Raw genomic sequence first — 19,789 nt, 5'->3', positions numbered from 1 at the left:
CCGCTGATGGCCCGCACGTCCAGTCCCGCACGCACCACGCAGGTTGCAATCGTCGCATTGCCGCCCGTGTCGATGTCGGGCGTCGGGCCGATTGTCGACGCGCTCAATCTCGCCAACGAAATCGACGGCCGCGCGCTGTATCGCGTGCAGGTCTGCTCGTGGGACGGCCGTGCGGTGCCGCTCGCAGGCGGCGCGCAGTGGCCTGCGGACGCCGCATTCGGCGACGCGATTGCGTGCGACTGGCTGATCGTCATCACGGAACGCTTTCAGCAATTTGCCGACTATCGGCTGTTTCTCGCGAGCCTTGCGCGCGTCGGGCAACGCACGCCGCTCGTCACGGGGATTCATCACGGCGTGTGGTGGCTCGCGATGGCGGGGCAATTGTCCGGCTATCGCGTGAGCGTGAACTGGGAAACCTATCAGCAGTTCGCCGAGCAGTTCGAGCGCTCCATCGTCACGCAGCAGATTTTCGAAATCGACCGCGATCGCGCGACTTGCGCGGGCGGTCAGGCCACCGTCGACTTCATGCTCGCGATGATCGGCCGCGAACACGGCCCCGAACTCGCGGATCGCATCGCGGATACGCTCGGCGTCGGCGTGTTGCGCGCGGGCGAGGAACGTCAGCGCATTCCGTTCGTGACCGCGCCGGGCGAGCGCCATCCGCGTCTGAACGATGCGTTGATGCTGATGGAAGCGAATATCGAAGACCCGCTCACCACCGACGAAATCGCCGGTCTCGTCGGCGTTTCGCGGCGGCAACTGGAGCGCCTCTTTCGCCAGTATCTCGGCTCGATGCCGTCCAAATACTACCTGGGTCTGCGCCTTTCGAAAGCGCGCACGCAATTGCAGCGCACCAGCAAATCGGTCGTGCAGATCAGCCTCGCGTGCGGATTTTCGTCGGCGGCGCACTTTTCGAATGCATACCGCGAGCGCTTCGGCGTGACGCCGCGCGAGGATCGCCGCAACTGGCTCGACCGGCAGACGGGCGCGGGCGGCGCCGCGGCGAGCGAACCGCGCGCGGGCGCATTGATCGAGCGGCCGGATCTCGCGGATTGAAAGCGCCTCGGCGGGCGCCGCTCGCAGCACGCAACGAGGTGGAAGCTCATAGAAAGCGTCGCGTATGCGCAAGACGTATCGCGCGCGGTTTCCTACACTACCTGTATTACCTCTCACCGTAACGAGGATTTGCCATGAACGACCTGACTGTGACACGCAAGACCTTCGACGAAGTCATGGTGCCGGTATTCGCGCCCGCCGCCTTCGTGCCGGATCGCGGTCTCGGCTCACGCGTCTGGGATACGCAGGGCCGCGACTATATCGACTTCGCCGGCGGCATCGCCGTCACCGCGCTCGGTCACGCGCATCCCGAACTGCTGAAAGTTTTGCAGGAGCAGGGCAGCAAGCTGTGGCATATCGGCAATGGCTACACGAACGAGCCGGTGTTGCGTCTTGCGAAACGTCTCGAAGACCTGACCTTCGCGGACCGCGCGTTCTTCGCGAACTCGGGTGCCGAAGCAAACGAAGCGGCGCTGAAGCTCGCACGCCGAGTCGCGTTCGACCGCCACGGCGCCGAGAAATTCCAAGTGATCTCGTTCACTCAGTCGTTTCATGGCCGCACGTTCTTCACCGTCAGCGTCGGCGGTCAGCCGAAGTATTCGGAAGGCTTCGGACCGGTGCCGCAAGGCATCGTGCATTTGCCGTACAACGACATCGAGGCCGCAAAGAAGGCGATTGGCGCGAAGACCTGCGCGGTGATCGTCGAGCCGATCCAGGGCGAGGGCGGGGTGATTCCGGCCGATCCGGCGTTCCTGAAAGCGCTGCGCGAAGCCTGCGACCAGCACGGCGCGCTGCTGATTTTCGACGAAGTGCAAACCGGCGTGGGCCGCAGCGGCTACTTCTACGCGTACCAGGACACGGGCGTCACGCCGGACATCCTGACCACCGCGAAGGCGCTCGGCAACGGCTTCCCGATCGGCGCGATGCTGACCACGAACGAACTGGCCGCGCATTTCAAGGTCGGCGTGCATGGCACCACGTATGGCGGCAATCCGCTTGGCTCGGCCATCGCGGAGAAGGTGGTCGAACTGGTTAGCGATCCGAAACTGCTCGAAGGCGTGCGCACGCGCAGCGACGTGCTGAGGGGTCATCTCGCGAAGCTCAACGAGCGCTTCGGCCTCTTCACCGAAGTGCGCGGCAAGGGCCTGTTGATCGGCGCCGAATTGACCGATGCGTACAAGGGCCGCGCGAAAGACTTCGTCACGGCCGCGGGCCAGCATGGCGTGATCATGCTGATGGCGGGACCGGACGTGCTGCGTTTCGTGCCGTCGCTGATCATGCCGCTCGACGACATGAACGAAGGCTTCGAACGGCTCGCGAAAGCGATTGCCGAAGTGGTCGGCGCGAAGGCCGAAGCGGCGTCGAAATAAAACGGCGCGTTCAACGCCTCGCACCGACGCATAGGGGAACTCATGCGTCACATTCAACAGGAACGATGATGCTCTTCGTACGCCCCGGCCGCCTCGCCGATCTCGATGCGCTCGAACATATGGCGCGCACCGCGCAACCGGTGCTGCATTCCCTGCCGCACGACCGGCGCGCGCTCGAGGCACGCGTCGCGCTGTCAGAAGATTCGTTTCGCGCGGACGTCGACTTTCCGGGCGAGGAGTTCTATCTGTTCGTGCTCGAAGACAGCGAGACCGGCAAACTGATGGGCACGGCGAGCATCATTGCGGCGGCGGGTTATTCGGACCCGTTCTACGCGTTTCGTAACGACGCGCTGATTCATGCGTCGCGCGAATTGCACGTGAACCGCAAGATTCACGCGCTCACCATGTCGCATGAACTGACGGGCAAGAGCCGGCTCGCGGGCTATTACATCGACCCGTCGCTGCGTGGCGACGCCGCTGCGCATCTGCTGTCGCGCGCGCGCATGATGTACATCGCCGCGAATCGCAGGCGCTTTACGTCCGAGGTGTTCTCGCTGCTGCTCGGCGTGACCGACGAGCATGGCGTGTCGCCATTCTGGGAAGCGGTGGGGCGCAAGTTCTTCGGCCGCGATTTTGCCGACATCGAAATCGAATCGGGCGGACGCAGCCGAACGTTTATCGCCGAGGTGATGCCGACGTATCCGATCTATGTGCCTTTGCTGCCCGAAGCCGCGCAGCGCGTGCTCGGCGAGCCGGATTCGAACGCTCTACTGGCGTATGAAATCCATCTGGAAGAAGGCTTCGAGACGGACCGCTTCATCGATATTTTCGACGCGGGCCCGGTGCTCACTGCGCAAGTGGACCGCAGTGCGTCGGTCGCGCGCAATGAAACGCGCGTCGTGCGCGAGACCGCCGCAGCCGCGAGCGGCGCTGCGTATCTGATCGCGCACAACGGCGCGGACGGCGAATTCCGCTGCGTGCTCGGCGATCTGCCGTCGACGAAAAGCGAAGGTGCGCCGCTCGCGCAGGCGCCGCGTGCGGCGCTCGGCGTGCACGACGGCAATGCGGTGCGTTGCGCGCCGCTGCATCGTCCGGGAGACGAAGAAGATCAACAGCAACACGAACAATCGGGAGACGCGCAATGATCGTCGTTCGCGTTGTGCAACGAGGCGATGTGGACGCGTTGATGCGGCTCGCGCAGGAAACCGGCCCAGGCCTCACCACCTTCAAGCCCGACCGCGAAGCGCTTGCCGCACGCGTCGAACGGGCGCGCCGCACGATGGAAGACAAGGCCGCGCCGCATGAAGCAGGCTACTTCTTCGTGATGGAAGACACGCAAACCGGCGACGTCGCCGGCGTCTGCGGGATCGAAGCGGCGGTCGGCCTGCAGCAGCCGTTCTACAACTATCGCGTGAGCACGGTGGTGCACGCGAGCCAGGACCTCGGCATCTGGACGCGCATGCGCGCGCTCAACATCTCGCATGACCTGACGGGTTACGCCGAAGTGTGCTCGCTGTTTCTGAGCCCGCGTTATCGCACGAGCGGAGTGGGCGGCCTGCTGTCGCGCTCGCGCTTCATGTTTCTCGCGCAGTTTCGCGAGCGCTTTCCGCAGCGTTTGTGCGCGGAATTGCGCGGCCATTTCGATGAGCAAGGCACGTCGCCGTTCTGGCGCGCGGTCGGCTCGCATTTCTATCAGATCGATTTCAACGCGGCGGACTATCTCAGCTCGCACGGCCGCAAGGCGTTCCTTGCCGAGCTGATGCCGCGCTATCCGGTGTATGTCGAGTTGCTGCCTGAAGAAGCACAGCAATGCGTCGGACTCACGCATAGCGACACGATTCCGGCGCGCCGCATGCTCGAAGCGGAAGGGCTGCGCTACGAGAACCACGTCGATATTTTCGATGCCGGTCCGGTGCTCGAATGCCATATCTCCGACTTGCGCACGGTGCGCGAAAGCGTGATGGTGCCGCTCGAAATCGCCGACGTGCCGGCGGGCGCGCCGCAGGATGCGCCGCGTTCGATGGTATCGAACACATCGCTCGGCGATTTTCGCGTGGGCGTGGCGGCGGGCGTGCCGCAAGACGGCGTGTTCCGCATGAACGCGATCGAAGCGTCGGCACTCGGCGTCAAGGCAGGCGACCCGGTGCGGGTGCTGCCGCTGAAACATAAACAGGGATGATCATGAGCGAGCTTTTCATCGGCGGCGAATGGGCTGCCGGCACAGGACCCGCATTCGCGTCGCGCAACCCCGGTACGGGTGCGACGGTGTGGGAAGGCAATAGCGCATCCGCGGACGACGTGGATCGCGCGGTGCGCGGCGCACGGCGAGCGTTCGCGGCATGGTCGGCGCTGAGTCTCGATGAGCGTTGCGCGGTGGTGCGCCGTTTCGCCGCGCTCGTCACCGAACGCAAGGAAGCGCTCGCTGAAGCGATCGGCCGGGAGACCGGCAAGCCACTGTGGGAAGCGCGCACTGAGGCGGCTTCGATGGCCGCGAAAGTCGAGATTTCGATTCAGGCGTACAACGAGCGCACCGGCGAAAAGCGTTCGCCGATGGCGGACGGCACCGCGGTGTTGCGGCATCGTCCGCATGGCGTGGTCGCCGTGTTCGGGCCGTATAACTTTCCTGGGCATCTGCCGAACGGGCATATCGTGCCGGCGTTGATCGCGGGCAATGCGGTCGTGTTCAAGCCGTCCGAACTTGCGCCGGGCGTCGCCGCGCTGACCGTGCAAATCTGGGCCGATGCGGGCTTGCCGGCCGGCGTGCTGAACCTCGTGCAGGGCGAGAAGGACACGGGCGTTGCGCTCGCGAATCATCGGCAGATCGACGGTCTGTTCTTCACCGGTAGTTCGGATACCGGAACATTGTTGCACAAGCAGTTCGGCGGACGGCCGGAGATCGTGCTCGCGCTCGAAATGGGCGGCAACAATCCGCTCGTGATCGGGCCGGTCGCGGACATCGACGCCGCCGTGCATCACACGATCCAGTCGGCGTTTCTGTCGGCGGGGCAGCGCTGCACTTGCGCACGCCGCATTTTCGTACCGAACGACGCGTTCGGCGAGCGCTTTCTCGCGCGCTTCGTCGAGGTGAGTTCGCGCATCAGCGTCGGCGAATATAACGCCGAGCCGCAGCCTTTCATGGGCGCGGTGATCTCGGCGCGCGCGGCCTCGCGCCTCGTCGCGGCGCAGGAACGTTTGCTCGCGGATGGCGCACATGCGTTGCTGAAAATGGAGCAGCGCGATCCGAAGCTCGGCTTCGTCACGCCGGCCATTCTCGACGTGAGCGCCGTGAAGAATCTGCCCGACGAGGAACACTTCGGGCCGCTCGCGCAGATCATCCGTTACGACAGCTTTAACGAAGCGCTCGAAAAAGCCAACGACACCGAGTTCGGTCTCTCGGCGGGCCTGCTCGCCGACGACGAATCGCTGTGGACGCATTTCCAGCGCACCATCCGCGCGGGCATCGTCAACTGGAACCGGCCGACCAACGGCGCGTCGTCGGGTGCGCCGTTCGGCGGGCCGGGGCGTTCGGGCAATCACCGGCCGAGCGCTTATTACGCGGCCGATTACTGCGCGTATCCGATGGCGTCGGTTGAAAGCGCGCAACTGCAAATGCCCGCGAGCGTCTCGCCGGGCCTTCAATTCTAAGGATCGACGATGCAAGCCACTGAAGCCAATTTCGACGGCCTGGTCGGCCCGACGCACAACTATGCGGGGCTGTCGTTCGGCAACGTCGCGTCGCAGAACAACGAGAAGTCGGTTGCGAATCCGAAGGCGGCCGCGAAGCAGGGTCTGCGCAAGATGAAGCAGTTGGCCGATCTCGGCTTTCATCAGGGCGTGCTGCCGCCGCAGGAGCGGCCGTCGGTGCGTCTGTTGCGCGAGCTGGGTTTTTCCGGCGACGATGCCACGGTGATCGCCAACGTGGCGAAGAATGCGCCCGAGTTGCTGGCCGCCGCGAGTTCGGCTTCGGCGATGTGGACCGCGAATGCCGCGACCGTGAGTCCGTCCGCCGACACGCACGACGGCCGCGTGCATTTCACGCCGGCCAATCTGTGCAGCAAACTGCATCGCGCGATCGAACACGAATCGACGCGCCGCACGTTGCGCGCGATTTTCAGCGACGCCGATCGCTTCGCCGTGCATGAGGCTTTGCCCGGCACGCCCGCACTCGGCGACGAAGGCGCGGCGAATCACACACGCTTTAGCGCGGAATATGGCGCACGTGGCGTCGAATTCTTCGTGTATGGCCGCAGCGAGTATCGCCGCGGACCCGAGCCGAAACGCTTTCCCGCGCGTCAGACATTCGAGGCGAGCCGCGCGGTCGCGCATCGTCATGGCTTGCAGGAAGAAGCAACTGTCTACGCGCAGCAGAATCCCGAGGTCATCGACGCAGGCGTTTTTCATAACGACGTGATCGCGGTCGGCAATCGCAACACGCTGTTCTGTCATCAGCTTGCGTTTGTCGAACAGCAGGCGGTGTACGACGAGTTGCGCGCGAAACTCGCTGGCCTGAAGGCGGATTTCAACGTGATCGAAGTGCCCGATGCGCAGGTGAACGTGGCGGACGCGGTCTCGTCGTACCTGTTCAACAGCCAGTTGCTGACGCGCCCCGACGGCAAGCAGGTGCTGGTGGTGCCGCAGGAGTGCCGCGAAAATCCGCGCGTGGCCGCGTATCTGGACGATCTGACGTCGCACACGGGTCCGATCGACGAGGTGCTCGTGTTCGATTTGCGCGAAAGCATGAAGAACGGCGGCGGGCCGGCGTGCCTGCGTCTGCGTGTGGTGTTGAACGAGGCGGAGCGCGCGGCGGTCACACGCGGCGTGTGGATCGACGACACGTTGTTCGGGCGGCTCGATACGTGGATCGAAAAGCATTATCGCGACCGTCTCGCACCGTCTGATCTCGCCGATCCTAAACTGCTCGTCGAGTCGCGCACCGCGCTCGATGAACTCACGCAGATTCTCGGCCTCGGATCGCTCTATGACTTCCAGCGCTGAGCGCGGCGAGCCGGTCGCAATGCTCGACGATTTCCTCGCCTATACGCTCGCGGGCACGCGGCCTGCCGCGAACGACATGCAAGGCACGTGCGCCGGCGGCGTGCGCTGGTCGTGGCTCGATGACGGCGTGCTGCTGCTGGAGCCGGCCGCGTCTTTGAACAACACACGCAGCGTGCTTGCATCGGCCGGCGTGCATGGCGACGAAACCGCGCCGATCGAACTGCTGTCGCATCTCGTGCGCGACATCGCGCGCGGCGAGGCAACGTTGACCTGCCGGCTGCTGGCGATTCTCGGCAATGTCGATGCGATGCGCGACGCGTGCCGCTATCGCGACGACGACCTGAACCGCCTCTTCAGCGGCCGGCATCTGCAACTGCCGCACAGTCACGAGGCTCCGCGCGCCGCGGCGCTCGAGCGGGCCGCTGTGCAGTTCTTCGATGCCGCTTCGAACGAGCCGGGCGCGCGCTGGCATATCGACATGCACACGGCGATCCGCGCGTCCGCGTTCGAGCGCTTCGCGCTGCTGCCGCATACGGGCAGGCCGTTTTCGCGCGCGATGTTCGAGTGGCTCGGCGAGGCGCGCATTAGCGCAGTGCTGCTGCATACCACGAAGGGCAACACGTACTCGCATTTCACCGCGCAGGCTTGCGCTGCCGACGCGTGCACGCTGGAACTCGGCAAGGTGCGTCCGTTCGGCCAGAACGACCTCACGCGATTCGAAGGCGCGGATCAGGCGTTGCGTCATCTGCTCGCGGGCACGAATGGCAATACGCAAGCGGAACTGCCGCGCGCCTTCACGGTGATCGACCAGATCACGAAGCAAAGCGACGCGTTCGAATTGCTGGTCGCGCCCGATGTCGCGAACTTCACGCCGTTCGCGAAGCACACGTTGCTCGCACGCGATGGCGACTATCGCTACGTCGTGCAACATGACGAAGAGCGCCTCGTGTTTCCGAATGCGACGGTGAAGCCCGGTTTGCGCGCGGGCTTGATGGTGGTCGAGACGACTGAAGAGACGCACGGCGCGCTCGTCTAGCGGCACGATGTTTGAAGACGCGAGAGCGCATGCTATTTGCGTCGGTTGAACTCGTTGCATTGCTTGCGCCACCGCGACATCAACTTGCGGCTTTACTCTTTAGCGCTGCCCCGCGCTCGCGACGCAGCCTTCACCCCAACGCCACGCAGCCGCGGCAAACGAGCCTGTACAATCCCCGCCTCGCGGCTGTTGCGCTGCACCACAACGGCCGCGCGAGTTTGAATCGCATTTTTGGCGCGGCAATCATGCCTGTCCGGATTCGGCTCCGTCCTGTTCAATACCGTAGAGGAACACCCGTAATGAAGATGAATTGGCGAAACACGGCTGCGCTCGCGCTATTCGCGATGGCAACGCTCACGGCAGCGTCCGCTTCGGCGGCGGACATCAAGGAAGTGCGCTTCGGTGTCGAGGCGTCGTATGCGCCGTTCGAATCGAAGTCGCCGTCGGGCGAACTGCAGGGCTTCGACATCGACGTCGGCAATGCCGTGTGCGCGAAGTTGAAGGCAAAGTGCGTGTGGGTCGAGAATTCGTTCGACGGCCTGATTCCCGCGTTGCAGGCGCGCAAGTTCAACGCGATCAACTCGGACATGACGATCACCGAGCAGCGTCGTCAGGCCATCGACTTCACCGACCCGATCTACACGATCCCGAATCAGATGATCGCGAAGAAGGGCAGCGGCTTGCAGCCGACGCCCGCGTCGCTGAAGGGCAAGCACGTCGGCGTGCTGCAGGGCACGATCCAGGAAACCTATGCGAAGGCGCGTTGGGCGCCGGCCGGTGTCGACGTCGTGCCGTATCAGACCCAGGATCAGATCTACGCGGACCTCTCGTCCGGGCGTCTGGATGCGTCGTTCCAGGACGCGGAAGCGGCATCGAAGGGCTTTCTGAAGAAGCCGCAAGGCGCGGGCTTCGAGTTCGCTGGACCGGCCGTCACGGACGAAAAGCTGCTCGGCGCGGGCGTGGGCTTCGGCATTCGCCGCGGCGACAAGGCGTTGAAGGACGCGTTGAACCAGGCGCTGAAGGAACTGAAGGCCGACGGCACGATCGACCGTTTCGCGGCGAAATACTTCGACGTGAAAGTGGTGCTGAAGTAACGCGCTGTTGCTCGACGCCTCGACAAAAAACGGCCGCTGCTTGCGGCCGTTTTGCATGGAGCGCGTGGTTGTCCGCCTCGTCATGGGCGCTATCGGCTTTCTCCACTCGCCAAATATTTCCAGATATTGTTTTGCGGACATGTGCGCGCAAGACAGCCTGCGCTAAAATCGCCGGGCGCACTGCGATGGCGAACCTGGCCGTCGCCAACGCGACGTCGCAAACGATAAACACGCCGCGCGCGTTGCCGTGCGGCGAAAACCACAAGACAGCAGCAAGCGCCGGGGCGGCGCCTCGCGGGGGACCACAATGAGCACCATTGCAGTCGAAAATCCGGGCCGTGCATATGCCAGCGACGCCGCGACGCCACGGACGATGCGCAGTTGAACGCCAGCTTCGCGCGGCAGCCCATCCTTAATCGGGACGGCATGCTGTGCGGCTACGAGCTCAAGATACGCGCGCCGGAAGCGCCGGCAGAGGCGCAGTTCGACCTCGGCTCTGAGGCAGACACCAAAAACGGCGCAGACGATCAAGACGATCAAGACCCGCGAGCCGGCCGGGCGCCTACGCCCGCGCAGCGCGTGGCGCGCGCGATCATCCGCGGACTCGTCGAGAGCAATGTGCGCAACGCGCTGACCGGGCATCCTGCGTATATCGACACGAACCGCGACATGCTGTTCGACGACGCGATCGAGCGGCTGCCCGCCGAGCGCTTTCTGTTTGAACTGCCGCCCGACATGCACGTCGACGACGAGCTGATCGCGCGCATCGTGCTGCTGCATGGCCGGCGCTATCGCTTCGTGCTCGACGACGTCACGCAGCCCAACGAGACTTTCGCGAAGCTCTTGCCCTATGCGGAAGCCATCAAGATCGACATCACGCGCGCGCCCGCCGCGCTGTTGCCCAAGCTGACGAGCGTGCTCAAATCGGCGGGCAAGCTGCTGATCGCAGCGGGGCTCGACGCGCAAGCCGATTTCGAAACGGCGCACGGCCTCGGCTTCGACCGCTTCCAGGGTTACTTCTTCGCGCGTCCGCAAACCTCGTTGACGCGCCGCGTGAGCGCACCGCGCCACGCGTTGCTCAATCTGCTGCAACTGCTCGCCGGCGACCCGACGGTCGCGCAGCTCGAAGCGGAGCTCAAGCTCAATCCGGTGCTGGTGATGCATCTGATGAAGCTCGCGAATTCGAGCGGCTTCGCGGTCGGCCATAAGGTCACGACGCTGCGCGAGGCGATCAACGCAACCGGCACCGACCGCATCGCGCGCTGGACGCAGTTGCTGTTGTATGCGGACGGCCGCAAGGTCGCGCTCGAAGACGATCCTCTGCTGCAACTCGCGGCCACGCGCGCGCGTTTCATGGAACTGGCGATCGAGCGTCTGCCTGACGCGGGCCGCGACGAAGCGGACGCGGCGTTTCTCACGGGCGTGTTTTCATTCGTCGATGCGGTGTTCGGCGGCTCGCTCGAAAGCACGCTCAATGTGCTGACGTTGTCGCGTCCGATTCAGGCGGCGATTCTGCATCGCGAGGGCGTGCTCGGCCAACTGCTCGCCGCCGTCGAGGCGTTGGAAAACGGCGCGTGGGACAAGCTCGCCGCGCGCTGCGCGCAGCTTGCGCCGTTGACAATCGAAGAGGTCGCGCAAATGGGACTCGCGGCCGGCGCCTGGGCGGGCGTCGCGGACCGCAGCGCGGAAGGGTTGGAAAGAATCGAGGACTGAGCCCGCTAATGCGACGAAGCCGGCATGCAGCGCATGCCGGCTTCTAAATCAGCCTTGGAAATCAGCTTCGCAAATCAGCTTAAAAACACCTGGCGTCGGGCAAACACAGAAATTGCAGACTCACGCGACGTGATCAGCGATCACGCCACGTCTTTACATCGTCTCCATTTCCCGCATCTGCCCCAGGCCGAAAAAACGGCCTAACTCCCTGGCCAGTTCGTTCAGCACGCTCATCTCTTTCTGCGAGATGCGGCGTGGCTCCTGCGTATGAGACCAGTCGCCATAGAGCAACGCGACCGTCTGGTCAGTTTCATCCACCACGGGTAACAGCACGAAGGCGCGGGCGTCGTCGAACGAACGGCGGAACCACTCGGGCAGCCGCGCGACCATTTTCGGATCGCGCGCATTTTCGATGAAGATGCCCACCGAATTCGCGATGGCCAGGTGGAACACGTCGGGCTCGAACGCGGAACTGAACGTGAGCTTGGGCAGCGCGGCGTCGATTTTCGGGCCGAGGCCGAGACGTGCGCGGAACGTGCCGTTGCTGTGCTTGACGAATACCACGGTGCGCGCAAAGCCGAGCGCCGCGAGCACCGTTTCCGACGCCATGCCAAGCGCCGGCGCAAGCGAACTGCTGTCAGGCAGATTGCGCAAATCCTGGACGCCCGCCGCAATGCGCGACTCGGGGTCGAGCGCCTCGCGCGCCATTGCGTCCGCATTCGCGCGCAACTCGACGATCTCGCGCATCACGCCGTCGCCGCCTTCCTCGCGCGCCAACGCCACGCTCATTTCGAGCAGCACTTCGGGATCGGTGTTGAGCGCGCGGCTATATTCCTGCGCGAGTTCGGCGATGCGCTCCTCGCGCTCGAAGTCGGGCATGTTCTGCTGCGTGAGGACGTCCGCGACCGCCGTCGAATAATTGGTGATCGCGCGCAGCCACTGCACCTGGCGCGGCTGTTCGGTGTCTTGCGGATCGAACTCGCCCATGCCCGAGCGGATCATGTCGGGCAGACGCCAGCGCACCGCGGCTTCCGCGCCGATCTCGTCGAACGTCACGCCGAGCACGAGCACGCACGCATCCGCTTCGAGCGTGCCGCCTTCGATGTGCCGGCGAATCTGATCCCATTCCGCGTCGAGATAGAACACCACCAGCAGCTTGCCGATTTGCCGCATCAGCGTGCAGACCACGGCTTCCTCGCCGGCACGCAGATCGCCGCGCTCCGTCAGCTTGCGCGCGACGCAGCCCGACAGCAGCGTGCGGTTCAGTTCGAGTTTCGCGTCGATGCGGCGCGGCGCGCTGTGATGAAAGTGATCGACGATCTTCAGGCCGACGACGAGATGACCGACCGCATCCATGCCGAGCACCATCAACGCGCGCGACACCGTGGTGATATTGCCGCCGAACGCCATGTACATGGCCGAGTTCGCGAGCCGCAGCACTTTTTGCGTCAATGCGAAGTCCGACAGCACCACCTGCACGAGGCCGGTGAAGTCGAGGTCGTCGTTGTTCATTGCCGCCATGGTGGTGCGCAACGACTGCGACAGCATGGGGAAATCGCCGCGCTCGCTCATTCGCGTCCAGAGCCGGTCGAGCACCGCCGCCTTTACCATGTGAGTCCCGCAAAAGCCATACGTGTTCCAATGAATGCCATGCCGGCGCGAGGCCGGCTGATGCCGCTGCTTGAGCGCTTGAGCCGCACCGCTATGCGCTGTGCAGATGAAGCGAACGCGCTTCGAAACGCTGCGCCAGTTCGTCGGATGGCAGCGCCTTGCAGACGAGCCATCCCTGTATGTGGTCACATCCCATTTCGGTGAGCAGGCTGCGCTGCGCTTCCGTTTCGACGCCCTCGGCGACCAGTTCGAGGTCGAGTGTCTGGGCGAGCCCGACCACGGCGCTGACGATCGCCTGATCGTTCCGGGAGGTTAGCAGATTCTCGACAAAACTCCTGTCGATCTTAAGTTTTGCAAGGGGAAACCGTTGCAGGTAAGCCAGGCTCGAATAGCCGGTGCCGAAATCGTCGACGGCAAAGCGGATGCCCATCGCGGTCAGATCTTCGAGCAGCACCTTCGCGTGCGCCGGGTCGTGCATCAGCAGGCTCTCGGTGATCTCGAACACGAGGCGCCGCGGATCGATGCCGGTCAACTCGATCGCCTCGCGCACGGCGTCCTTGAAGCGCGGGTCGCGGAACTGCTGCGGCGACACGTTGACCGCGACGTATTGCAGCGAGATGCCGCGCGCGTCCCACTGGATCAACTGCATGCAGGCGACCTTGAGCACCCAGTTGCCGAGGAAGTTGATGAGCCCGACCGACTCCGCGAGCGGAATGAACATGGACGGCGGCACGAGTCCATGCACCGGATGCATCCAGCGGATCAACGCCTCGACGCCGACCACGCCGTGCGTGCGGCTGCTCGTGATCGGCTGGAAGTGCAGCGAGAACTCGCCGTTGCGCACGCCGTCGTACAGATCGGCCTCCAGCTTCAGGCGCTCGGCGTCGGCGGGATTGTCGTCCGGCACATAGAACGCGAGCGTGTTGCCGCCCGCTGACTTCGCCTGCAGCAGCGCGTGATCGGCCCAGCGCAGCAGATGGGTGTCGTGCGCGGCGGTGTCGTTGGCGTGACGCACGTCCGGATAGAGCGCAATGCCGATGCTCGCGGACAGATGCACCTGCTGGCCGCTGAAGACATACGGCTGCTGGATCGCGGTCAACAGACGCCGCGCCAGCGCTTCGGCGGCGGCCGCGGCGTCGGTGCGGTTCGCGGCGGGCTTCACGAGAATCGCGAACTCGTCGCTGGCCACGCGCGCGACCGTCTCGTTCGGTCCCGTCATGTTCAGGATGCGCCGCGCCGTGTCGCGCAGCATGTCGTCGCCGGCGTCGTAGCCGAGCGCACGGTTCACGCGCTGATAATCGTCGATGTCGAGCAGCAGCAGCGCGGCGGGCGTGCCGTGCGCGTCGGCCTGCTGTTGCGCCTCGAGCAGCGCGGGAATCAGCGCCGACTGGTTGGCGAGATTGGTCAGCCGGTCCAGATGCAGCGCCTGGATCAGGCGCTCCTCGCTCGCGCGCCACGCGGACACGTCGAAGCCGGCGATCGCAAAGCCGTCGATGCCGTTATGGCTGTTGCGCACCACGCGCAGCTCGACGGTGATCGGATAGGTCAGCGACTTGATGAGCCCGAGCGTCGCCTTCTCGACATTGCCCGAGGCTGAGGCACGGACCAGCAGCGCGTCGAGCCGTGCGACGTCGGCCTGCGCAACCAGCTCATGCAGCGTGATCGTCTCCAGATACTCGCGGTGATAGCCGATAAAGCGCAGGCTCGCGTCGGACACATAGATAAAGCGCAGGTCGCTGTCCACGTGCGCCAGCAGGTCCACGGCGCCGACCACGTGCTCGAAGTGCAGCGCGGCGGGCGGCTCGGCTTGCGGTCGGGCTTGCGGCCTGGATTGCGGCTTCTGTTCGACGCGCCGGCCAAGCGCCAGAAGCCGGTCGACGACCGTGCGCAAGGAGCCCCGGCGGGGCGCGGTGATCCTGTTCGCTTCCATGTTTGTCGCTGGCAACCTGTGTTCGTCTGCGGGCGGAGCGGTTTGACGGTCCGCCAGGTGAGGGCGGTGAAAAACTATCAGGCCGCCCCATCAGGACTAGATAACGGCCTGCGCCCTGGAATCTTTAGTGCTTGCGCGAGAAAAACATCCCGTAAGGGACGAGACTGCGCGCGGCGGCAATTCCCAACCGCCGATTCCGTTAAAGTGCAGTTGCCTCACGTCCGTTAATACGGCAAACCCCCTGTGCGGTGGCGCGCGCCGCTGCCGTGCAGTCCTTCGAAAGCTGCATCGACGATCCATGTCTGAACTACATCTGGTCAGGGCCTCCGCCCGGCGCATCGAGGTGCGCGACGCGTCCGGCGACGATCCCGACGCGGCTGCCGCCCCGCAGTTCGTTTATCTGGGCCGGCAGCCGATCCTCGATCGCCAGGGCGCGCTCAACGCGTACGAGCTGCTGTTCCGGGCCGGCGCCCACAATTACGCCGAGGTGACCAACGACGCGCAGGCGACCGCGCAGGTGGTGGCGCGCGCGCTCGGCGGAATCGGCGTGCCGGCCGTGCTCGGCCCGCATCGCGGCTTCGTGAACATCGACCGGACCATGCTGTTCGACGACATCGTGCATGTGATGCCGCCCGAGCGCTTCGTGCTCGAGATCCTCGAAACCGTTCAGTTCGACGCGCAACTCGGCCGCCGGCTCGGCGAGCTGCGGCGCGGCGGCTTCCAGGTCGCGCTCGACGACGTGACCGCGCTGTCCGACGAACTGCTCGCGATGCTGCCGCATGCGGACATCGTCAAGATCGACTTTTTGCAGACCGAGCGCGCGCATTTGCCCGAGCTTGCGGCCGCGATGCGCGGCCAGGGCAAGACGCTGATCGCGGAGAAAGTGGAGACGCGCGAAGACTTCGCGCTCGCCCGCGAGCTCGGCTTCGATCTGTTCCAGGGTTATTTTTTCGCGCGGCCGCAAGTGCTGGCCGCGCCGCGCAACCGCTCGCCGCGGCCGGGCCTGCTGCGTCTGCTCGCGCTGCTTTCACGCGATGCGGGCATCGTCGAACTCGAAGCCGAACTGAAGCTGAATCCGAGCGTGGTCGTGCAACTGCTGCGGCTCGTCAATTCGAGCGCGTTTGGTCTCGGGCGCAATATCGCGTCGTTGCGCGAGGCGATCATCGCGACCGGCACGCGGCAGATCGCGCGCTGGGCGCAACTGCTGCTTTACGCGGACAGCGGCGATCTGCCGTGGCGCGCCGATCCGCTCGTGCAACTGGCGGCCACGCGCTCGCGCTTCATGGAGCTGGCGGCAAGCTGGATGCGTCCCGCCGACGACGAATTCGCCGACGCCGCGTTCATGACCGGCATCTTTTCGCTCGTGCATGTGCTGCTCGGCACGACGCCGAAGGCCGTGCTCGAGAAGCTCGGTCTCGCGGCGCAGATCCGCGAGGCGATCGTCGAACTGCGCGGGCCGCTCGGCATGCTGTTGCGTATCGCGGAGGCGGCCGGCGAGGGCGCCGACGCGGCGTCGATCGCGCGCTCGGCGGATGCGCCGCCGGAATTCGCCGCGCTCACGCCGGAGATACTGGCCGAGCTGAATCTGTCGGCGGCCGCGTGGTTCGGCGCGCATGTGCAGGAAGCCGCCTGATTCTTTGCCCCTGATTCTTTGATCTGCGCCGATTGCTGCATGCGGCGCTGCGTTCCGCGCGTGTTTTTTGCGTACGTGGTCCAATAGAGCACAAGGCCGACGGACTCCTTTGCGAGGGAGACGCCGTGCATCAACGCAACGCTCAAAGGATCAGCCGATGAAACGAAAACTCCTGCCTGCCGTGCTGGCCGCTGCCGTGTCGGTGGCATGCGCCGCCTGGTCGTTGACCGCGGGCGCGACGCTCAAGCCCGGCGACACCGCGCCGCAGTTCACCGCGCAGGCGTCGCTCGGCGGCAAGACGTACACGTATTCGCTCGCCGACCAGCTCAAGAAAGGACCGGTGGTGCTGTACTTCTACCCGGCGGCTTTCACGAAGGGCTGCACGATCGAGGCGCATGAATTCGCCGAGGCCGTCGACGAATACAGCAAATACGGCGCGACGGTGATCGGCGTGTCGCACGACAACATCGACACGTTGACGAAGTTCTCCGTCAGCGAGTGCCGCAGCAAATTCCCGGTGGCGGCGGACGCGGAGTCGAAGGTGATCGGCGCCTACGACGCGGGCCTGCCGATGCATAGCTCGATGGCCAATCGCGTGTCGTACGTGATCGCGCCGGACGGCAAGATCATCTACGAATACACGAGCCTTTCGCCCGAAAAGCATGTCGAGAACACGTTGAAGGCCGTGAAGGATTGGGCCGCGGCGCACAAGCAATAAGGATTTTTGTCGAGAGTTCGCGATGCCGATTCTGATTGCACTACTTGCGCTGATCGCGCTCGTGTATGGCGCCGTGCGTGCGTTCGACGCGTTACAAGCGGCGGCGGGGACGGCGGTGGCCGTGGGCGTCGCCGTGCTTGTAGCGTTGCTGCTGATGGCCGCGCTTGCGTACTGGCTGCGCCGCCGTAAGGAAGTCGCGCCGAATATTCATGACGGCAACTGGACGCACTTGCTCGACGGCAGTTGGGGCTCGGTGCGGCTCGCCTCGGGTCAGCGCTTCTGCGAGATTCGCGTCGGCGCCGAGCACGGCGCGTATATCTTCGCGGATCTGCTTGGCGCCGATGTCGAGCGCCGCGAAACGCAATGGCAACTCGCGCTGAAGGTGAAGGACGCCGCTCACGGCATATGGCTGCTGCCGATGCAGAACGAGCGGCAGGCAAAGCAATGGCAGCGCATTTTTCTGCTCGCGATGGAGCAGAAGCTTTAGCGTTGCCCGGCTTCAAAGCCCGCCGCGCATCCCATGCAAGAACCTCACGCAGACGGTGCGACACCGCCTCTGCGCGCCTTCCTCGACTCCCACCGCACGCGAATCCGGTCCATATAAAGGTAGACCACCGGCGTGGTGTAGAGCGTGAGCATCTGGCTCATGATGAGCCCGCCGACAATCGCAATGCCGAGCGGCGCGCGCAACTCCGCGCCTTCGCCGCGTCCAAACGCGAGCGGCAACGCGCCGAGCATCGCGGCGAAGGTCGTCATCATGATCGGGCGAAAGCGCAACAGGCACGCCTCGCGAATCGCGTCGCTCGACGAGCGGCCGTGGCGCGACGCTTCGATCGCGAAGTCCACCATCATGATCGCGTTTTTCTTGACGATGCCGATCAGCAGAATCACGCCGATCAACGCGATGATGCTGAAGTCGTCTGAAAGAGCAGCAGCGCGAGCAAGCGCGACGCCCGCCGAGGGCAGCGTCGACAAGAATGTGAGCGGGTGGATAATAGCTCTCATACAAGAATGCCGAGCACGATATACACGGCGGCGAGCGCGGCCAGAATCAGGATCGGCTGATCCGACATGGACTGCTGGAACGCCTGCGCGGTGCCCTGGAAACTGCCGTGTATCGTCGCCGGCATGCCGATCTCGGCCATGGTCTGGTAAATCGCGTCGGTCGCCGTGGAAAGCGACACGCCGGGCGGCAGATTGAACGAGATGGTCGACGCGACGAACTGGCTCTGGTGATTCACCGAGAGCGGCGTGTTGCCGGGCCCGAAGCTCGCAATGGCCGACAACGGCACCATCGTTTCCTTCGATGTGGACACCGCTGCGCCCGACGATGCGCTCGACTTGCCGCTCGTCGCAATCGAGTTGATCGCCTGGTTGCGCGCGGAATCCGCGGCAATGGAGGCGGCGCTCGATGCAGTCGTGCCCGCCGTGCCGCCCGCCGAAGCGCTAGTGGACGACGAGGTGGACGTGGTCTCCTTCGTCACGGTTCCGGCCGGCGCGTTGGTGGTCTGCGCGCCGCTCGCGCTGCCGCCGGACGTGCTGATATAGACCTGCTTGAGCATGTCCGGGCTTTGCCAGTACTTCGGCGCGACTTCCATCACAACGTGATACTGGTTGAGCGGGTTGTAGATGGTCGACACCTGGCGCTGGCCGAACGCGTCGTACAGCGTGTTGTCGATCTGCGCGGGCTTGATGCCGAGGCGCGCGGCGCTCGCGCGGTCGATCGTCACCATCGCTTCCAGGCCGCCTTGCTGCTGGTCGGAGTTGACGTCGGCCAGTTCCTTGCGCGCTTGTAGCGCCTCAGTCAGCTTCGGTCCCCACAGGTACAGGTCGGGCGTGGAATCGGCGAGCAGCGTGAACTGGTATTGCGCATTCGACTGCCGTCCGCCCACGCGAATGTCCTGCACCGCTTGGAGGAACGTGCGCGCGCCCGCCACGTCGCCGAGCGGCGCGCGCAGTTGCTGGATCACCTGATCGGCGGAAATCTTGCGCTCGCTCTTGGGCTTCAGCGAGACGAACATGAAGCCCGAATTGGTCTGCCGGCCGCCGGTGAAACCGACCACGCTATCCACCGCCGGATTCTTGCCGACGATGTCCATCATTTGCGAGAACTTGCCTTTCATCGCCTGGAACGACGTGCTCTGGTCCGCCTGAATGCCGCCGATCAGCCGCCCCGTGTCCTGCTGCGGAAAGAAGCCCTTGGGCACGATGATGTAGAGCCACACATTGAGGCCGATGGTCGCGAGCAGCACCATCAGGATCAGCCGCGGATGCAGCAGCGCCCAGCCGAGCGTGCGTTCGTAGCCGCGCTGCATCGACGCAAAGCCGCGTTCGAGCCAGCGCCCGAAGCGGCCTTCCTCTTTCTGTTCGTGCGGCTCGCGCAAGAGGCGCGAGCACATCATGGGCGTGAGCGTGAGCGAGACGATCAGCGACACGCCGATTGCGAGCGACAGCGTCAGCGCGAATTCGCGGAACAGCCGTCCGACGATGCCGCCCATCAGCAGAATCGGCAGAAAGACGGCGACGAGCGAGATGCTGATCGACATCACCGTGAAGCCGACTTCGCGCGCGCCGAGGAACGCGGCCTTCATGCGCGGCACGCCGTTCTCGATATGACGCGAGATGTTTTCCAG

General features: G+C 64.7%; 14 protein-coding genes and 1 pseudogene. 12 read left to right on the top strand and 3 right to left on the bottom strand.

Annotated features, from left to right (window positions below; translation table 11 throughout):
• The first annotated feature begins 6 nt into the window (after positions 1-6).
• The 9 genes from BGRAMDRAFT_RS22280 (at position 7) to BGRAMDRAFT_RS22235 (ending at position 11,264) form a co-directional block, all read left to right on the top strand.
• Positions 7-1,056 carry a GlxA family transcriptional regulator gene (locus BGRAMDRAFT_RS22280; RefSeq protein ID WP_006051094.1) on the top strand — a complete coding sequence of 350 codons (1,050 nt, stop codon included), beginning with the start codon at positions 7-9 and terminating at the stop codon, positions 1,054-1,056.
• A gap of 134 nt (positions 1,057-1,190) precedes the next feature.
• Positions 1,191-2,426 (top strand): aspartate aminotransferase family protein, encoded by a 1,236-nt coding sequence (locus tag BGRAMDRAFT_RS22270; RefSeq protein ID WP_006051093.1) that lies wholly within the window; start codon positions 1,191-1,193, stop codon positions 2,424-2,426.
• Positions 2,427-2,494: 68 nt separating this feature from the next.
• On the top strand, positions 2,495-3,571 hold the full coding sequence (gene aruF, locus BGRAMDRAFT_RS22265) for an arginine/ornithine succinyltransferase subunit alpha (protein ID WP_006051092.1): 1,077 nt from the start codon (positions 2,495-2,497) through the stop codon (positions 3,569-3,571).
• Complete coding sequence (astA, locus tag BGRAMDRAFT_RS22260) at positions 3,568-4,605, top strand: arginine N-succinyltransferase (RefSeq protein WP_006051091.1); 1,038 nt, start codon at positions 3,568-3,570, stop codon at positions 4,603-4,605. The genes aruF and astA overlap by 4 nt, the downstream gene beginning before the upstream one ends.
• Positions 4,606-4,607: 2 nt before the next feature.
• Positions 4,608-6,071 carry a succinylglutamate-semialdehyde dehydrogenase gene (gene astD, locus BGRAMDRAFT_RS22255; protein WP_006051090.1) on the top strand — a complete coding sequence of 488 codons (1,464 nt, stop codon included), beginning with the start codon at positions 4,608-4,610 and terminating at the stop codon, positions 6,069-6,071.
• A 9-nt stretch (positions 6,072-6,080) separates the two neighbouring features.
• On the top strand, positions 6,081-7,421 hold the full coding sequence (astB, locus tag BGRAMDRAFT_RS22250) for an N-succinylarginine dihydrolase (protein ID WP_006051089.1): 1,341 nt from the start codon (positions 6,081-6,083) through the stop codon (positions 7,419-7,421).
• Positions 7,405-8,457 (top strand): succinylglutamate desuccinylase, encoded by a 1,053-nt coding sequence (gene astE, locus BGRAMDRAFT_RS22245; RefSeq protein WP_006051088.1) that lies wholly within the window; start codon positions 7,405-7,407, stop codon positions 8,455-8,457. Before astB ends, astE begins: the two co-directional genes overlap by 17 nt.
• 299 nt (positions 8,458-8,756) lie before the next feature.
• Positions 8,757-9,551, top strand: a complete 795-nt coding sequence (locus BGRAMDRAFT_RS22240) for an ABC transporter substrate-binding protein (RefSeq protein ID WP_006051087.1) — start codon at positions 8,757-8,759, stop codon at positions 9,549-9,551.
• 426 nt (positions 9,552-9,977) lie between these two features.
• A complete protein-coding gene (locus tag BGRAMDRAFT_RS22235) occupies positions 9,978-11,264 on the top strand; it encodes an EAL and HDOD domain-containing protein (RefSeq protein ID WP_006051086.1) in 1,287 nt (428 codons plus the stop codon).
• A gap of 153 nt (positions 11,265-11,417) precedes the next feature.
• Here BGRAMDRAFT_RS22235 and BGRAMDRAFT_RS22230 read toward each other — a convergent pair whose 3' ends face one another.
• Positions 11,418-12,875 carry an HDOD domain-containing protein gene (locus BGRAMDRAFT_RS22230; RefSeq protein WP_006051085.1) on the bottom strand — a complete coding sequence of 486 codons (1,458 nt, stop codon included), beginning with the start codon at positions 12,873-12,875 and terminating at the stop codon, positions 11,418-11,420.
• Positions 12,876-12,966: 91 nt separating this feature from the next.
• On the bottom strand, positions 12,967-14,805 hold the full coding sequence (locus BGRAMDRAFT_RS22225) for a putative bifunctional diguanylate cyclase/phosphodiesterase (RefSeq protein ID WP_006051084.1): 1,839 nt from the start codon (positions 14,803-14,805) through the stop codon (positions 12,967-12,969).
• A gap of 298 nt (positions 14,806-15,103) precedes the next feature.
• Between BGRAMDRAFT_RS22225 and BGRAMDRAFT_RS22220 the strand changes: the two genes are divergently transcribed.
• The 3 genes from BGRAMDRAFT_RS22220 to BGRAMDRAFT_RS22210 all read left to right on the top strand — a co-directional run bounded on the left by BGRAMDRAFT_RS22220 (position 15,104) and on the right by BGRAMDRAFT_RS22210 (position 17,643).
• Positions 15,104-16,438: an EAL and HDOD domain-containing protein gene (locus tag BGRAMDRAFT_RS22220; protein ID WP_006051083.1), complete on the top strand. Its 1,335-nt coding sequence runs from the start codon at positions 15,104-15,106 to the stop codon at positions 16,436-16,438.
• A gap of 157 nt (positions 16,439-16,595) precedes the next feature.
• The gene (locus BGRAMDRAFT_RS22215) at positions 16,596-17,156 is read left to right on the top strand and encodes a peroxiredoxin (protein WP_006051082.1); all 561 of its coding nucleotides are present in this window, start codon (positions 16,596-16,598) and stop codon (positions 17,154-17,156) included.
• Between the two features lie 22 nt (positions 17,157-17,178).
• Positions 17,179-17,643 (top strand): hypothetical protein, encoded by a 465-nt coding sequence (locus BGRAMDRAFT_RS22210; protein ID WP_006051081.1) that lies wholly within the window; start codon positions 17,179-17,181, stop codon positions 17,641-17,643.
• 44 nt (positions 17,644-17,687) lie between these two features.
• Here the strand turns inward: BGRAMDRAFT_RS22210 and BGRAMDRAFT_RS22205 are convergent.
• Positions 17,688-19,789: pseudogene (locus BGRAMDRAFT_RS22205) on the bottom strand (efflux RND transporter permease subunit); the annotation flags it as partial.

Origin of the sequence: Paraburkholderia graminis C4D1M (assembly GCF_000172415.1) — a bacterium.
In the GTDB taxonomy this organism is placed as follows: Bacteria; Pseudomonadota; Gammaproteobacteria; order Burkholderiales; family Burkholderiaceae; genus Paraburkholderia; species Paraburkholderia graminis.
Note: the sequence above shows the minus strand (reverse complement) of the source record. Positions and strands in the feature narration are given on the sequence as shown.

What these genes read in the sequence shown, in the direction of transcription:
- BGRAMDRAFT_RS22280 (WP_006051094.1), top strand. Translation starts at nt 7, where the DNA reads ATGGCCCGCACGTCCAGTCCCGCACGCACCACGCAGGTTGCAATCGTC.
- BGRAMDRAFT_RS22270 (WP_006051093.1), top strand. Translation starts at nt 1,191, where the DNA reads ATGAACGACCTGACTGTGACACGCAAGACCTTCGACGAAGTCATGGTG.
- aruF (WP_006051092.1), top strand. Translation starts at nt 2,495, where the DNA reads ATGCTCTTCGTACGCCCCGGCCGCCTCGCCGATCTCGATGCGCTCGAA.
- astA (WP_006051091.1), top strand. Translation starts at nt 3,568, where the DNA reads ATGATCGTCGTTCGCGTTGTGCAACGAGGCGATGTGGACGCGTTGATG.
- astD (WP_006051090.1), top strand. Translation starts at nt 4,608, where the DNA reads ATGAGCGAGCTTTTCATCGGCGGCGAATGGGCTGCCGGCACAGGACCC.
- astB (WP_006051089.1), top strand. Translation starts at nt 6,081, where the DNA reads ATGCAAGCCACTGAAGCCAATTTCGACGGCCTGGTCGGCCCGACGCAC.
- astE (WP_006051088.1), top strand. Translation starts at nt 7,405, where the DNA reads ATGACTTCCAGCGCTGAGCGCGGCGAGCCGGTCGCAATGCTCGACGAT.
- BGRAMDRAFT_RS22240 (WP_006051087.1), top strand. Translation starts at nt 8,757, where the DNA reads ATGAAGATGAATTGGCGAAACACGGCTGCGCTCGCGCTATTCGCGATG.
- BGRAMDRAFT_RS22235 (WP_006051086.1), top strand. Translation starts at nt 9,978, where the DNA reads ATGCTGTGCGGCTACGAGCTCAAGATACGCGCGCCGGAAGCGCCGGCA.
- BGRAMDRAFT_RS22230 (WP_006051085.1), bottom strand. Translation starts at nt 12,875, where the DNA reads ATGGTAAAGGCGGCGGTGCTCGACCGGCTCTGGACGCGAATGAGCGAG.
- BGRAMDRAFT_RS22225 (WP_006051084.1), bottom strand. Translation starts at nt 14,805, where the DNA reads ATGGAAGCGAACAGGATCACCGCGCCCCGCCGGGGCTCCTTGCGCACG.
- BGRAMDRAFT_RS22220 (WP_006051083.1), top strand. Translation starts at nt 15,104, where the DNA reads ATGTCTGAACTACATCTGGTCAGGGCCTCCGCCCGGCGCATCGAGGTG.
- BGRAMDRAFT_RS22215 (WP_006051082.1), top strand. Translation starts at nt 16,596, where the DNA reads ATGAAACGAAAACTCCTGCCTGCCGTGCTGGCCGCTGCCGTGTCGGTG.
- BGRAMDRAFT_RS22210 (WP_006051081.1), top strand. Translation starts at nt 17,179, where the DNA reads ATGCCGATTCTGATTGCACTACTTGCGCTGATCGCGCTCGTGTATGGC.